General features: G+C 63.7%; 13 protein-coding genes. 10 read left to right on the forward strand and 3 right to left on the reverse strand.

The genetic code is table 11. From position 1 onward, the window contains the following. The first annotated feature begins 48 nt into the window (after window positions 1-48). Window positions 49-2700 carry an alanine--tRNA ligase gene (alaS, locus tag SSA02_RS05740; protein WP_147093019.1) on the forward strand — a complete coding sequence of 884 codons (2652 nt, stop codon included), beginning with the start codon at window positions 49-51 and terminating at the stop codon, window positions 2698-2700. A 255-nt stretch (window positions 2701-2955) separates the two neighbouring features. Here the strand turns inward: alaS and SSA02_RS05745 are convergent, their stop codons facing one another. Continuing rightward, on the reverse strand, window positions 2956-3729 hold the full coding sequence (locus SSA02_RS05745; RefSeq protein ID WP_147093021.1) for an SDR family NAD(P)-dependent oxidoreductase: 774 nt from the start codon (window positions 3727-3729) through the stop codon (window positions 2956-2958). Window positions 3730-3943: 214 nt separating this feature from the next. Between SSA02_RS05745 and soxR the strand changes: the two genes are divergently transcribed. From soxR to mtnK, 6 genes are all read left to right on the forward strand, one after another. Continuing rightward, window positions 3944-4399 carry a redox-sensitive transcriptional activator SoxR gene (gene soxR / locus SSA02_RS05750; RefSeq protein ID WP_147093023.1) on the forward strand — a complete coding sequence of 152 codons (456 nt, stop codon included), beginning with the start codon at window positions 3944-3946 and terminating at the stop codon, window positions 4397-4399. Window positions 4400-4585: 186 nt separating this feature from the next. Then, complete coding sequence (locus tag SSA02_RS05755; protein WP_147093024.1) at window positions 4586-5260, forward strand: carbonic anhydrase; 675 nt, start codon at window positions 4586-4588, stop codon at window positions 5258-5260. Beyond that, entirely contained in the window at window positions 5229-6110 is an 882-nt protein-coding gene (locus SSA02_RS05760; protein WP_147093026.1) for an endonuclease/exonuclease/phosphatase family protein, read from the forward strand. Before SSA02_RS05755 ends, SSA02_RS05760 begins: the two co-directional genes overlap by 32 nt. 275 nt (window positions 6111-6385) lie before the next feature. Beyond that, complete coding sequence (locus SSA02_RS05765; RefSeq protein WP_147093028.1) at window positions 6386-7366, forward strand: aldo/keto reductase; 981 nt, start codon at window positions 6386-6388, stop codon at window positions 7364-7366. After that, the gene (locus SSA02_RS05770; protein ID WP_147093029.1) at window positions 7363-8079 is read left to right on the forward strand and encodes an NUDIX hydrolase; all 717 of its coding nucleotides are present in this window, start codon (window positions 7363-7365) and stop codon (window positions 8077-8079) included. Before SSA02_RS05765 ends, SSA02_RS05770 begins: the two co-directional genes overlap by 4 nt. Continuing rightward, window positions 8076-9269 (forward strand): S-methyl-5-thioribose kinase, encoded by a 1194-nt coding sequence (gene mtnK / locus SSA02_RS05775; RefSeq protein ID WP_147093031.1) that lies wholly within the window; start codon window positions 8076-8078, stop codon window positions 9267-9269. Before SSA02_RS05770 ends, mtnK begins: the two co-directional genes overlap by 4 nt. A gap of 117 nt (window positions 9270-9386) precedes the next feature. On the opposite strand, the gene SSA02_RS05780 is transcribed toward mtnK, so the two are convergent. Continuing rightward, window positions 9387-9881: a flavin reductase family protein gene (locus SSA02_RS05780; RefSeq protein WP_147093033.1), complete on the reverse strand. Its 495-nt coding sequence runs from the start codon at window positions 9879-9881 to the stop codon at window positions 9387-9389. Window positions 9882-10118: 237 nt separating this feature from the next. On the opposite strand from SSA02_RS05780, the gene SSA02_RS05785 reads away from it, so the two are divergent. The 3 genes from SSA02_RS05785 to SSA02_RS05795 are packed head-to-tail and all read left to right on the forward strand — an operon-like array spanning window position 10119 to window position 12491. Further along, window positions 10119-10436, forward strand: coding sequence for a DUF2849 domain-containing protein (locus tag SSA02_RS05785; RefSeq protein ID WP_147093035.1), 318 nt, complete (start codon window positions 10119-10121; stop codon window positions 10434-10436). Continuing rightward, window positions 10433-12103, forward strand: a complete 1671-nt coding sequence (locus SSA02_RS05790) for a nitrite/sulfite reductase (protein ID WP_147093036.1) — start codon at window positions 10433-10435, stop codon at window positions 12101-12103. The genes SSA02_RS05785 and SSA02_RS05790 overlap by 4 nt, the downstream gene beginning before the upstream one ends. Then, a complete protein-coding gene (locus tag SSA02_RS05795; RefSeq protein WP_147093038.1) occupies window positions 12090-12491 on the forward strand; it encodes a DUF934 domain-containing protein in 402 nt (133 codons plus the stop codon). The genes SSA02_RS05790 and SSA02_RS05795 overlap by 14 nt, the downstream gene beginning before the upstream one ends. 195 nt (window positions 12492-12686) lie before the next feature. Here the strand turns inward: SSA02_RS05795 and glk are convergent, their stop codons facing one another. Further along, entirely contained in the window at window positions 12687-13661 is a 975-nt protein-coding gene (gene glk, locus SSA02_RS05800) for a glucokinase (protein ID WP_147093040.1), read from the reverse strand. Between the last annotated feature and the right edge of the window lie 49 nt (window positions 13662-13710).

The following is a 13710-nucleotide window of genomic DNA, read 5'->3' on the forward strand; positions in this document are numbered from 1 at the left end:
AGTGGAGATGCCATCTCAACGCCGCAATCGGGATCTTTCGCTCGGGCCATGACCACAAAACTCCACAACACCACCACCAATGAGCTGCGCAGCGCGTTTCTGGAGTATTTCGGAGAGAACGGACACAGGATCGTGCCCTCTGCCTCTCTGGTCCCGCAGAACGATCCGACCCTGCTCTTTACCAATGCCGGGATGGTGCCGTTCAAGAACGTGTTCACCGGACAGGAAACACGTCCCTACAGTCGTGCCACCACAGCCCAGAAGGTCGTGCGCGCCGGTGGCAAGCACAACGATCTGGACAATGTGGGATATACGGCCCGTCATCTGACCTTTTTCGAGATGCTCGGCAATTTCTCGTTCGGAGACTATTTCAAGGCCGAAGCGATCGAATTCGCCTGGACACTCCTGACGAAGGGCTACGGTCTGCCGAAGGAGAAGCTCCTCGCGACCGTCTATTCGGAAGACGAGGAAGCCGCGGAACTGTGGCGCAAGATCGCAGGTCTGCCCGAGGAAAAGATCATCCGTATCCCGACCTCGGACAATTTCTGGCGTATGGGCGACACGGGCCCGTGCGGTCCCTGCTCCGAGATCTTCTTCGATCATGGTCCCGATGTCTGGGGCGGTCCGCCCGGCTCGCCCGAAGAAGACGGAGACCGCTTCGTCGAGATCTGGAATCTCGTCTTCATGCAGTATTTCGAGAATCCGCCCGGCACGCGCACGCCCCTGCCGCGCCCCTCGATCGATACGGGCATGGGTCTCGAGCGCTTTGCGGCGGTCATGCAGGGCAAGCGGGACGTTTATGACACCGACGTGCTGCGCAGCCTTGTCGAGGCGACTGCCGACGCGCTCAGCACCGACCCGGATGGTCCGCTGCGCGCCAGCCATCGTGTGGTCGCCGATCATCTGCGTTCGAGCGCCTTTCTGATCGCGGATGGCGTCCTGCCCGCAAAGGACGGCCGCGGCTATGTGCTGAGACGCATCATGCGACGCGCCATGCGCCATCTTCAGCGTCTGGGGGCCTCAGAGCCGGTTTTCTATCGTCTGCTCCCTGCACTCATCCGCCAGATGGGTTCTGCCTATCCCGAACTGGTGCAGCACCAGTCCCTGATCGCCGAGACCATGCGGGGCGAGGAAGAGCGCTTCACCGCCCTTCTGGAGCGCGGCATGTCGCTTCTCGAGGACGAGACCGCGCGCGTTCCCGAAGGCGGCGCACTGCCCGGCGCGGTGGCGTTCAAGCTATACGACACGTTCGGCTTTCCTCTCGACCTGACGCAGGACGCCCTGCGCGAGCAGGGACGTACGGTCGACGTGGACGGCTTCGAAGGCGCCATGGCAGAGCAGCGTGCCCGCGCGCGCGCGGCCTGGGTCGGGTCGGGTGACTCCGCTGCCGAGACGATCTGGTTCGATGCCCGCGAGCGGCTCGGCGCATCGGAATTCCTGGGTTACGTCTCAGAGAAGACCGATGCCGAGATCCTGCTGATCGCCCGCGACGGCGCCGAGGTCGAAACGGCGGGACCGGGAGACGAGGTGGCGATCCTCCTCAACCAGACTCCGTTCTACGGAGAAAGCGGCGGGCAGGTCGGCGATCGCGGCGTCCTGTTCGCTGACGATCTCAAGGTCGAGATCCACGATACGCAAAAGCGCAACGGTGATCTGATCGTCCATTACGGGCGTATCGTCGAGGGCACGCTTCGCCGGGGCCTGTCGGTCACAGCAGAAGTCGATCACGCCCGTCGGCAGGCGGTTCGCGGCCATCACTCGGCCACGCATCTCCTGCACGAATCGCTCCGCCGTCACCTCGGCGAGCATGTCGCGCAGAAAGGGAGCCTCAACGCCCCGGATCGGCTGCGCTTCGATGTCTCGCAGCCGAGACCGATCACGGCAGAGGAACTCGCCCTTGTCGAGCAGGAGGTGAATGCCCGGATCCGGGAGAACTCGGCAGTCGAGACGCGCATCATGACTCCGGAGACCGCCGTGGCCGAAGGCGCCATGGCGCTCTTCGGAGAGAAATACGGCGATGAGGTCAGGGTGGTGACCATGGGCCGCGGCGACGAGGGACGCGTTGCCTATTCGATCGAGCTGTGCGGCGGCACCCATGTGAACCGTACGGGCGAGATCGGCCCCTTCCGCATCGTGTCCGAAAGCGGTGTTTCGGCCGGGATACGCCGTATCGAGGCCGTTTGCGGCATCGCTGCCGACCGCCTCGCCATCGAAACCGAGGAACGGCTGCGCCGAATGGCCGAGCTGCTCAAGGCCACCGTATCGGAAGCGCCGGATCGACTTGCCGCGCTCGTCGAGGAAAAGCGAAGCCTCGAGCGACAGATCTCCGAACTCCAGAAACGTCTCGCTACTGGGCAGGCGGATGCGGCGAGCGAATCCGTCAATGGCGTCACGTTCATTCCGCGCGATCTCGGCGATGTGGCGCCGCGTGAACTCAAGAACATGGCGGAAGCCATCACCCGCCAGATCGGCAGTGGCGTGGTCGCCCTGATTTCTACCGCAGATGGCAAGGGAAGCGTCGTCGTCGCGGTCAGCAAGGATCTGACGGAGCGCTTTAACGCTGTCGATCTGGTCCGGCTCGCAAGCGCGGAAATGGGCGGCAAGGGCGGCGGCGGACGGCCGGACATGGCCCAGGCCGGTGGCCCCGAGCCTAAGGCCGACGCCGTGTTCGCAGCGATCAGGGCCGCCCTGTCGGCCTGACGCGCCGCTGGTTCCGGCGGACTATCCTGCCCCCGCCCCCCAGCCTCCGGGGGGCGGGTTCCGGACATCCCGCGTTCGGAGCGAACGCGCCACTCATGCGCATCATCCGGATCCTGGACGCGCCGTGATGTGCGGACCGGACTCATGACGCGAACCGGCGCCGGATGAGGGTATCCCCGGATCCGGCCGGATCCGGCATAGACGCATGATCCGTCTCCGGACGGGGTGATCGTCCGGCGCGCGGCGTCCGTTCCATCACCAGGGGAGCGGACCATTTTCATTCGAGAAAGTGCCGGTCGTGTCCGGGGACATATCCAGCGCCAGCCTCACCGCAACCCTGGCCGCTTCGACGGGACTGCGCGTGGGCTTTACCGGTGCGTCGCGCGTCGCATCGGTCTCGGTATAGCCCGGGCATACGGCATTCACCCTGATACCCGCCGGACCGAGCGTTCTGGCGAGGCTCAGAGTCAGGGCATTCAGGGCCGCTTTCGATGCCTGATAGGCAGGCAGGGCGAATTCCGCATAGGGCCAGCTTGCGTCAGCGCGCAGACCGAAAGACGCAAGCTCGGAAGAGATATTGACGATACACGGGTGATCGCCCTGCTCGAGCAGCGGAAGCATCCCCTCGATCAGCCGCAACGTGCCGACGACATTGAGCTGCATGGTGCTTTCCATGCGTTCCGCGAGACTCATCCCGGGCGCATGATCGAGGCTGATTCCGGCATTATTGACCAGAACGTCGAGCAGTCCCCATTCGCCGGCCACCAAGGCGCAAAGCGCCTCGACACTCGAGGAATCCGTCGTATCGAGCTGGACCGGCCGGATATCCCGACCGCTTTGCCTCAGCGGCGCGCAGACACGTTCGCCGTTCTCGAGTTGTCTCGTTCCGAGGAGTACGGTCAGTCCGGCCTCGGCCAGGGCCGTCGCGATCGCGAGCCCGATTCCCCTGTTGGCGCCACTGACCAGAGCGACCCTGCGTCGCGTTCCGCTCTCACTGTTGTCCTGTCCGATATCGACATGATCGGTCATGATCGTTCCTCCTGCAAATGACGCGCCATCCGTGCGCTGCGGTCCCGGAAGCGGCAGACTGCACCCGGGGACCGTCATGAAACGAGACCCGGTGCGGCGCACCGGGGACCCTTGCAATGAAAGGCCGATCGCCGGTATAGAACCTCAACCTTGGTTGAGGTCAACAGCCCGATAACCGGGACGACGCCAGGAAGACATCGGCAGGGAGCGCTGCATGAACCGTCCGGCATCCTGTCTTTCGATCGGCGAGGTTTCCCGCCGGTCCGGCGTGGCGGTTTCTGCCCTGCATTTCTACGAGAACAAGGGCCTCATCGCCTCGATCCGCACGAATGGGAACCAGAGACGCTTTGCACGGGACGTGCTGCGTCGCGTCGCGCTCATACGGGTCTCACAGAAGCTCGGTCTGCCGCTAGCCGAGATAAAGGTGCTTCTCGGGCGCCTGCCCGCCTCCGGCCCCGTGACTCCCGAGGACGTGAAGGCGATGGTCGCCTCATGGACCGAAACGCTCGACGCGCGGATCAGGGGGCTGACGGGGCTGAGGGATCATCTGGATCGCTGTATCGGCTGCGGATGCCTCTCACGCGCCGACTGTCCCCTCGTCAATCCGGAGGATCGTCTCGCCGGGGAGGGCGACGGCGCCGTCATCCTCCTGCGCGAGGCCGGGGCATGAACGGGTCGCGCGGACAAGCGTTCCTCGCGTGTGGCTCCTGCCGTCGCCGAGCCCATTCATGACAAAGATTGTTCCGGGCTGATGGACGATAGACACAAAATCAAATCCACGGCATCGAAGTAATCTGAGTTCCAGCTGTGGCACAAAATCCTGAGTGTGCCGCAGCGTCTTTCAGATGAGGTCACGATGAAAAGTGAAATCGAGAAGAGCCTGATTGCCCTCCTCAAGGGCGTCCAGCATTTCGACGAGGAAGTGTACGAAGAGCATCAGGAGCTCTTCAAGAGTCTGGCGGAAGCGCAATCTCCCTCCACGCTCTTCATCACCTGCTCTGACAGCCGCATCAACCCGAACATGATCACCCAGACAAAACCGGGTGAGCTGTTCATCGTGCGCAATGTCGGAAACATCGTGCCCCCCCATGGCGAGATGCTGGGTGCCGTATCCTCGGCGATCGAGTATGCCGTTCTGGTTCTGAAGGTGAAGCATATCGTCGTCTGCGGTCACTCGAATTGCGGCGCCATGGGTGCCCTGTGCGATCTCGGGAACCCGAAATTCGACACAATGCCGACGGTGACGCGCTGGCTGCGCAATGCCGAGGCGGCCAAGGCTGCGCTCGGCCCGCTCAAGGCAGAGGATGCGGGACCGGATACCGTGCGCGAACTCGCGCAGCAGAACGTCCTGCTGCAGCTTGCCCATCTCCGCACCCATCCTGCCGTGGTCGGCGCGATCGCCGCGGGCGAAATCGCCCTTCAGGGATGGTTCTACGATATCGGAACAGGCCAGGTCGTCGTGATCGACGAACAGAGCCGCAAGGTCCGCACGGTCAGCGATGTCCTGCACGAGATCGGCGTTACGGCCTGATCTCCTTCTCGGTCTTCTTCTCGCCGTCTGGGCCTGCGTCCAGACGGCGTCTGCACGTCCGCTCAAGGTCGCGACCTGGAACATGGACTGGCTGACACTGCGGCCTGACGGGGACCCGGATCTTCCTTCCCGTCGCCCGAAGAGAGGTCAGGCCGATTTCGAAGGCTTCGCGCGACTGATACGGCATCTGGATGCCGATCTCATCGCCTTGCAGGAGACGGACGGCAGCGCACCGCTCCGCAAGATCTTCCCGCCCGGCGAGTACGCCATCGTGCTCTCCCGCGCGCCCATCGTCCAGAATGTCGCCCTCGTTCTGAGGCATCCGTGGCACGCGATCGCGCATGAGGAGCTCACGGCGCTCGGGCAGAACCCCTCACCCGGCGGCCATCGCCTGCGGCCTGGGCTCGATCTGGTCGTAACGGACGGCAAGACGACGCTGCGTGTTCTTGTCGTCCATCTCAAATCGGGTTGCTGGGAGCGCCGGTGGAGCGAAAGAGGCCATGCCTGCCCTGTCCTTCGCCAACAGATCGCGTTGCTGTCCGACTGGATCGCCGAGCGCGAGGACGAGGACGTGCCCTATCTCCTGCTTGGCGACTTCAACAGACGCCTGACTCTGGCCGACCCCTATTATGCCGCGATGATCGGCGGCTACGCACCCGTGCTTGCGACGGCGGGTTTCGCCAGCCCCTGTCGGGGTGGGGAGTATTTCATCGACCATGTGATCATCGGGGGCAGTGCCCGATCGTGGCTTCTGCCCGACAGCCTCCGGGTCATGACGCAGAATGACAAGGCACCCGGTCTCGCCCTTTCGGATCACTGCGCGGTTTCCGTGAGATTCGCGACACCCTGAAGCCCTTCCCGCTCGGCGCGCTTACGCTTGGCGCCTTGCTACGAGGGTCCTGCCGCGAGAACCTTGCCGCGACAGCCTTGCCGCGACAGCCTTGCCATGGGCGTCAGGCCGGGAGAGGCGATGAAACCGCGAGATCCGGGAGCGAACGGCGGTGTTCGTATCCGGTTTTTCGGAATAGTCTCGGCGGTCGGTATCGGCGGACAGGCGCCTTGCAACCGCTCCTCGCGAAAGCAGGGGCGGAGGCCGACGCCTCGGGCAATGCAGGGAGGGCAGTCATGCGCTACAGAACACTCGGATCTTCGGGGCTCGTGGTCTCGGAGCTCGGTCTGGGCTGCAACACGCTCGGCGGCCGGGTCGACATGGCCGGGTCGATCCGTATCGTTCATCAGGCCCTGGAGTCCGGGGTGACTCTCTTCGATACGGCCGACAGCTATGGCAGGCGGGATTCCCATGCGGGCGCCTCGGAGGAGGCACTGGGCGCGGCGCTGGCCGGCCGGCGTGGTGACGCCATCGTCGCGACCAAATTCGGCATGAAGATGGGTGCCGGTGACGACAGCAGGGGGCTGTGTTCGGGCGCGTCGCGCCGCTACATCATCCATGCGGTCGAGGCGAGCCTCAAACGGCTGAAGACCGACTGGATCGACCTCTATCAGCTGCACATGCCGGACCCTCTGACGCCCATGGAGGAAACGCTCCACGCCCTCGATACGCTCACCAGAGCGGGCAAGATCCGCTATGCGGGCGTTTCGAACCTCCCGGCCTGGCAGGTGGCGGATGCCTGTCATATCGCCCGGCAACACACCCTGACAGGGATCGTTTCTTGTCAGGACGAGCTCTCGCTCCTCGCCCGACGCGCCTGCACCGATCTCCTGCCTGCCCTTTCGCGGTTCGGTCTGGGTCTTCTGCCCTATTTCCCGCTCGCATCCGGAATGCTGACCGGGAAATACCGGAGGAATACCGCGCCGCCCGAACGATCGCGTCTGGCTCACTGGACCCATCTCAGGGCGCAATACGACAGCCCCGCGATCTGGGACCTGATCGACGATCTCGAGGCGTTCGGCGCAAGACACGGCACTTCCCTCCCGCAGCTCGCCTTCGGGTGGCTGCTCCAACGCCCCTGTGTCGCCAGCGTCATCGCCAGCGTCACGACCCCGACGCAGCTTTCGGAGAATCTTGCGTCCTGTGCCCGCTCCCTTCCTGCAAGCATGGACGAGGCGCTGGCCACCCTCCTCTCCCGCCACGAGATCGGTCGATGACTGCGCTGCCCCAGGCGATACCGGAAAACTGGTGCCTCACCCCGCTCGCACCGGATCTGTCGCTCGATTGCGATGCACCGCCGCCATGTCTGGACGCGGAGACCGAGCTCAGGATCGAGGCGATCTGGCAGAGTGCCCGCCTGCGTCATCCCGATCTCTATAACGGCCGGGTGTTCTGCCTTTCATCCATGAGCGAGACTCAGCTTTCGGGTTTCTGGTGCGAATATCGCTGGGTCCTTGCGAGAATGAAGAGCGAGCCCCCCGACATACTGCAGGGCTTGCGACCTCTGGCCGTGACGGCACTTCTCCTGTGCCGCGATGGCGTGGTTCTCGGGCGGCGGAGTCGGGAGTCGCTCTATCTTCCGGGTTACTGGCAGGGCGTGCCCGCCGGATCGGTCGAGTCGCGCGACGGCGGCGAGGCGATCGATCTGCGTGCCCAGCTTCTCGAGGAACTTGCCGAAGAGGTCGGCCTCGCCTCCGCCGTCGAGACCGAAGGCCCCCTTCTGGCCTGCGAACATGCCCGGACCGGAATCGTGGATCTGGGCTTCCTGATCCGCAGCGCGCTCGATTTCGCTTCTGTCGAAAAAGCCTGGGCAGAAACCGCGAACCGCGAATATGACCGTCTCACCTGCATTGCCTATCGCGATCTTCCCGATTTCTCCGATGCCGTTCTGCCCACCACCCGTGCCCTTCTCGACCGGATCACGCCATGAGTACCTATCGCCCGCTCGATGCCACCGCCCTGACGGCTCATCTGGCAACCCTTCCCGCGCTTTCTGCCCGTCTTGGCGGCTCTCCGGAGTCCTGGACGGCGAGAGAGGTGAGCGACGGCAACCTCAATACGGTGTTTATCGTCAGCGGCCCCGCCGGCAGTCTCTGCTGCAAGCAATCCCTCCCCTATGTGCGGGTCGATCCGGGCTGGGCTATGCCGCTCGAACGCACATTGTTCGAGGCGCGGTGGATGCAGACCCTGGGCGCAGCGGTGGGGCATCAGATTCCGGCCCTCCTTCATCTGGATGAGGGACTGTTCCTGATCGTGATGGAAGACCTCTCGACCCACAAGGTGCTTCGCACTGCACTGATCGAGGGCGACGCCCCGGCAGGTTTCTCCGCACGGATCGGCGAATTTGTGGGGCATGCGGGATTCGCCACCTCCTGGCGGGCGCGTCCGTTCGAGGATCTCTTCGCCCTGCGCGAAGTCTTCGCCCGTAACCTCTCCCTCACCCGGATTACGGTCGATCTGGTCATGACCGATCCCTACCGGCAGGGATGTGCGCGCAATCGCTGGCTCTCTCCCGCGCTCGATAGCGACGTTGCCGAAATCCAGAGCGATTCCGTTTTGCACGCCGGCGTCACCCGGCTTCAGGAGCGCTTTCTGGGCACCACCCAGGCCCTCCTCCACGGCGATCTCCATACGGGTTCGGTCATGGTGCATAATGAGGATGTGCGGGTGATCGATGGAGAATTCGCCATTTTTGGTCCGCTCGGATTCGATCTCGGGATGTTCATCGCCAATCTCGTGATGAATGGCTACGCCCTTCCCGATCGGGAGTCCTGGATGCAAGACGAGATATCCCTGCTCTGGTCGGGCTTTTGCAACGCCTATCGCCAGAGCTGGGACGGGAACACGGGCTGCGGAGATGTCGGATCGCTCGCGACGCCGGAAGAAACGACGCACGATCAGGACCGGTTTTTCCGGGAGGTCATGAGGGATTGTGCAGGCTTCGCCGGGCTTGAGCTCATACGACGGACCATGGGCTTCGCCCAGGCAGCCGATTTCGCGGCCGCGCCCGATACGGCATGGGAAGCAGAGGCACGACGCCGGGCGCTGCATACCGGGCGGCGGCTGATCGTGAAATCGGCGCTAATCGAGGACATCGAGGCTCTGCTCGACGCGCTCTGACATTCCCGGCCCCGGTCGCACGAGCCATCTCGTCAGGATCCGCCCCTGCGCGAATCGGGGGCACGATCACCCTGTGGCGGGAATGCGGAATGCGACAGGCCGGACGGGCCGAGAGTGTCAGGCCCGTCGATACGCCCGATCGAACCAGACGAGGCCCGAGATGTCCGAGCGGAGAAACTCGGCACAGAGTGGCTCGACGAACATCACGGTATGGGTTCCTACCTCCTGCATCTGCGCGATGCGACATTCCATGCTGACGAGAGCATCGACAAGCAAGGGCATGCCGATCTCGCCCCGCTTCCAGCGCCCGGCGGCGAAACGGGTCTCCATATCGTGACGCGAGGAGCCGAAGAGCGTGGAGAGCGACTCCTGATCGTGAGTCAGGATATTGATTCCAAGCAGGCCATTGGCCACCAGATGCGCATGAGTGGACGCCGAGCGATTGACGCAAACCAGCAGGGTCGCCGGATCGTCCGAGACGCTGCAAACGGCAGAGGCGGTGAAACCGTGTCGTCCTCCTGCCCCGTCGGTCGTGACGATCGTAACGGCGCTTGCAAGGCGCGCCATGGCGTCACGAAAGACATGTTTCGGAAGAGGCAGGCGATCGGGCATCAGGTCGGCTCCAGAAAAAGATCATCTGACGGGAATGGGACGAGGCAGGCAAGTCGCGAGGAGAGGAAAGGTTTCGCCCGCCCGTTTTCCGTCTTTGTGGCAGGGGGGGCAAGGACGACAAGAGCCGTGCAGATTGACATCTTGCCCATCGGGGCCATCTGCGTGTTATAAACACACGCTCATCGTGAATAGTTTATACCACATACGGCAACCAGCGGATACGGAACGGGACGAAAGATGAAGCGGGCAATACGCATCGGCCAGGGCGAAGGCCTCGTTCTGACGGCCAACCGTCTGCTCGACGGTAACATCGTATGGCGCGACGAATCGGGAATCTGGCGTCCTTCCATCGCCCATGCGGCGGTCCTGACGCCGGACCATTACGAATCGGCGCTCGATTCGGCGCTCGCCACCGCCCAGAAGGATGCCGTAGTGGGAGTCTATGAAGTGGTGGTCCGCCCGGGACGCCCGCCGCAGCCGGTCAGCGTGAGAGAGCGCATCCGGGCTTTCGGCCCGACGGTCCATCCCCAATTCGCAACGGAGCTGGAAGCATGAACGCGCCAGTCGGTCACTACCTCTACAATGCCGCCGATCGCGGCTTTCTCGGCGAGCGGATCGCAGAGTTCGAGGGCCAGGTAAGGCGCCGTCTCGAAGGGTCGCTCAGCGAGGAGGAGTTCAAGCCGCTCCGGTTGATGAACGGCCTCTATCTCCAGCTCCATGCCTATATGCTCCGGGTCGCCATTCCCTATGGCGTTCTCGATTCCCGCCAGTTGCGCAAGCTCGCTCATGTGGCGAGACGATACGACCGCGGCTACGGCCACTTCACGACGCGTCAGAACATTCAGTTCAACTGGATCCGTCTCGAGGATACGCCCGCGATCCTGCGCGAATTGGCCGATGTCGACATGCATGCCATCCAGACCAGCGGCAACTGCATCCGCAATGTCACTTCGGACCAGTTTGCAGGCGCGGCGGCGGACGAGCTCATGGATCCGAGAGTCCACGCGGAAATCCTGAGACAGTGGTCCACGCTGCATCCCGAATTCACTTTCCTGCCGCGCAAGTTCAAGATCGCGATCTCGGGCAGCCCGCAGGATCGCGTGGCGGCACGGTTCCACGATATCGGCATTCTCGCCCGTCCTTCGGAGGCCGGGCCGGTATTCAGGATCTTCGTCGGCGGGGGGCTCGGACGGACGCCGCTCGTCGGACAAGAGATGTTTGATTCCGTGCCCGAAGAGCGCCTGCTCATGACGCTGGAGGCGATCCTGCGCGTCTATAATGCCTATGGTCGACGGGACAATATCTACAAGGCGCGAATCAAGATCCTGGTCCAGGCGCTCGGTATCGATGGGTACAGGGCGGAAGTGGAACAGGAACTTGCCCGGATGAACCCGGATCACTACCGCCTTTCACCGGAGACGGTGGAGGCGATCCGCGCGCGCTTTGCAGCTCCGGATCTTTCCGCACCCGAAGGGGCATCCGACGCGCTCGCGCGCGACAGACGCGACAATCCCGACTTCGCACGCTGGGTCCGCAGCAACACCCATCCGCATTTTGCGCCGGGACGGATCGTGGTCACGGTTTCCGTCAAGCCTGCGGGCGAGATCCCGGGCGATGCCAGCGCCGATCAGATGGATGCTCTCGCCGATATCGCGGACCGGTATTCCTTTGGCGAAATCCGCGTCACCCACCTCCAGAATCTCGTCCTCGCCCATGTGGCACAGGACCGGCTTCTTGCGCTGTGGCAGGAGCTGCAGGCCATCGATCTGGGCGATGCGAATCACGAGCTGATCGGCGATATCGTCGCCTGCCCCGGGCTGGATTACTGCGCGCTCGCCAATGCGCGCTCCATTCCGATCGCCCAGAAGCTGAGCGCGCGTTTCGCCGATTCGACCCTTCAGGAAAAGATCGGGCCGCTGAGAATCAACATCTCGGGGTGCATCAATGCCTGTGGCCATCACCATGTCGGCCATATCGGTCTTCTCGGAGTCGACAAGCGCGGAGAGGAATTCTTCCAGATCACACTGGGGGGACGTGCGGACGATCTGGCGCGCACCGGCGCCATACTCGGTGCGGCGCTGCCGGAGGATGACATGGTCGATGCCATCGCACGTATCGTCGATCGTTATCTGTCCATACGCGAGACCGGGGAGGGCTTTCTCGATACCCTGACCCGGCTCGGTGACGCACCTTTCAAGGAAGCCGCTTATGAAACGGTTTGACCTCTCCTCTCCCCCGCGCAGCGGACATGACGGGATCGCCGTGGTGCCGGTCGACGAGATGGAGGAATCGACCCGGGCGGTGCGTCTGACTCCCGAGACGGATGTCGAGGCCATCGGCCCTGCCCTGGCCGCGCTGGATGTGGTGGTGGTGACGTTCCCCGTCTTCAGGGATGGCCGGGGCTTCACACAGGCGCGCGCCCTGAGAGAATATTACGGCTTCACTGGAGAAATCCGCGCGGAAGGCCACATCCTGCCGGATCAGGCCCGTTTCCTGCATCTGTGCGGTGTCGATTGCGTCATGCTTCCGGAAGGGAGCGATCCGACGCCCTGGCAGGAGGCTTTGACGCTGTTCTCGGGAAGCTATCAGGATCGTCTCGGGCTGCGCTGAGGCGCTTGTCCCGACATGTTGAGGCACCGGGGCACCGGAAAGGCGGAGGCGCTCCCGGGCTGCCTCCCGGCCCGGACGCAAGGACCGGCTCTCTCTCCCCTCACTTCCTCTCTTCACTGCGCAGAAGCCCCGTGAGGGCTCCCGGCTGGGGTCGGAACCTGACCCGGGCTTCGATCCTGGGCTTCGATTTCGGGCTCAGAGCTCCGGGTGGTCCGAAGCAAAGGCAGCGGCAGCGCCGAAAAGACCTGGCTGCGGATGGGTGATGATCTTGACCGGCATATCGCCCATCATGCTCTCGAACCGTCCCTTGGCGACGAAACGCTCCGCAAAGCCCGAATGCGGGAGACGGTCGGCCACACGCAGGCCCAATCCGCCCGCAATCACGACCCCTTCCGCACGATGGGCGAGAGCGAGATCCCCCGCGACCGCGCCGAGAGAGAGGAAGAAGCGCTCGAGAGCTGCGGCCGCCATCGAGTCTCGCCCCTCCATCGCCATTTCCCAAAGCGCCTTGTTGTCGCGCATCGTGATCGGCAGACCCTGCATTTCGGCGATGATCTCATAGAGATTGGTCAGGCCCGGACCGGAGACGATCCGCTCGGCAGAGACCCGGCGGAACCGACGACGGAGCGCGCGCAGGATCTTGTCCTCGAACTCGTCGAGGGGCGCAAAATCGATGTGACCGCCCTCGGTCTCGATGACGAAATACTGCCCCTTGCGGCGCAGCAGACAGGCCGCCCCGAGCCCCGTGCCCGGCCCGACGATCGTCGTCGTGCCCTGCTCGGGCAGCGGGCGATCCGGTCCGCAGAGATGACGAAGATAGCGATCATCCACCTGGGCGACGGCATGACCGACGGCACCGAAATCGTTGACGAGGGTAAAGTCGTCGAGATGAAGGCGCTCGGCGAGCATCGTTGGCTGGATCACCCAGGGATTGTTCGTCATCTTGAGCGTCTCGCCCTGGATCGGGCAGGCAATCGCGATACCGGCATGGCGCGGCAACTCGCGACCGATGGAGCGCCCGAAAGCCTCCCAGGCAAGCGCAAGACTGGCATGATCGGCCGTACGAAGCGTCGTCGCCTCTCCAAGATCGATCACGCGTCCCTGATCGATCGAGGCAATCGCGAAACGCGCATTCGTCCCACCGATATCGACAGTGACAATATCCTGCATCACATGCTCCAAGGTAACGGAAGAGAGTGCCTCACGGGGGAAGTCGACT

Source organism: Swaminathania salitolerans, from assembly GCF_007988945.1.
In the GTDB taxonomy this organism is placed as follows: Bacteria; Pseudomonadota; Alphaproteobacteria; order Acetobacterales; family Acetobacteraceae; genus Swaminathania; species Swaminathania salitolerans.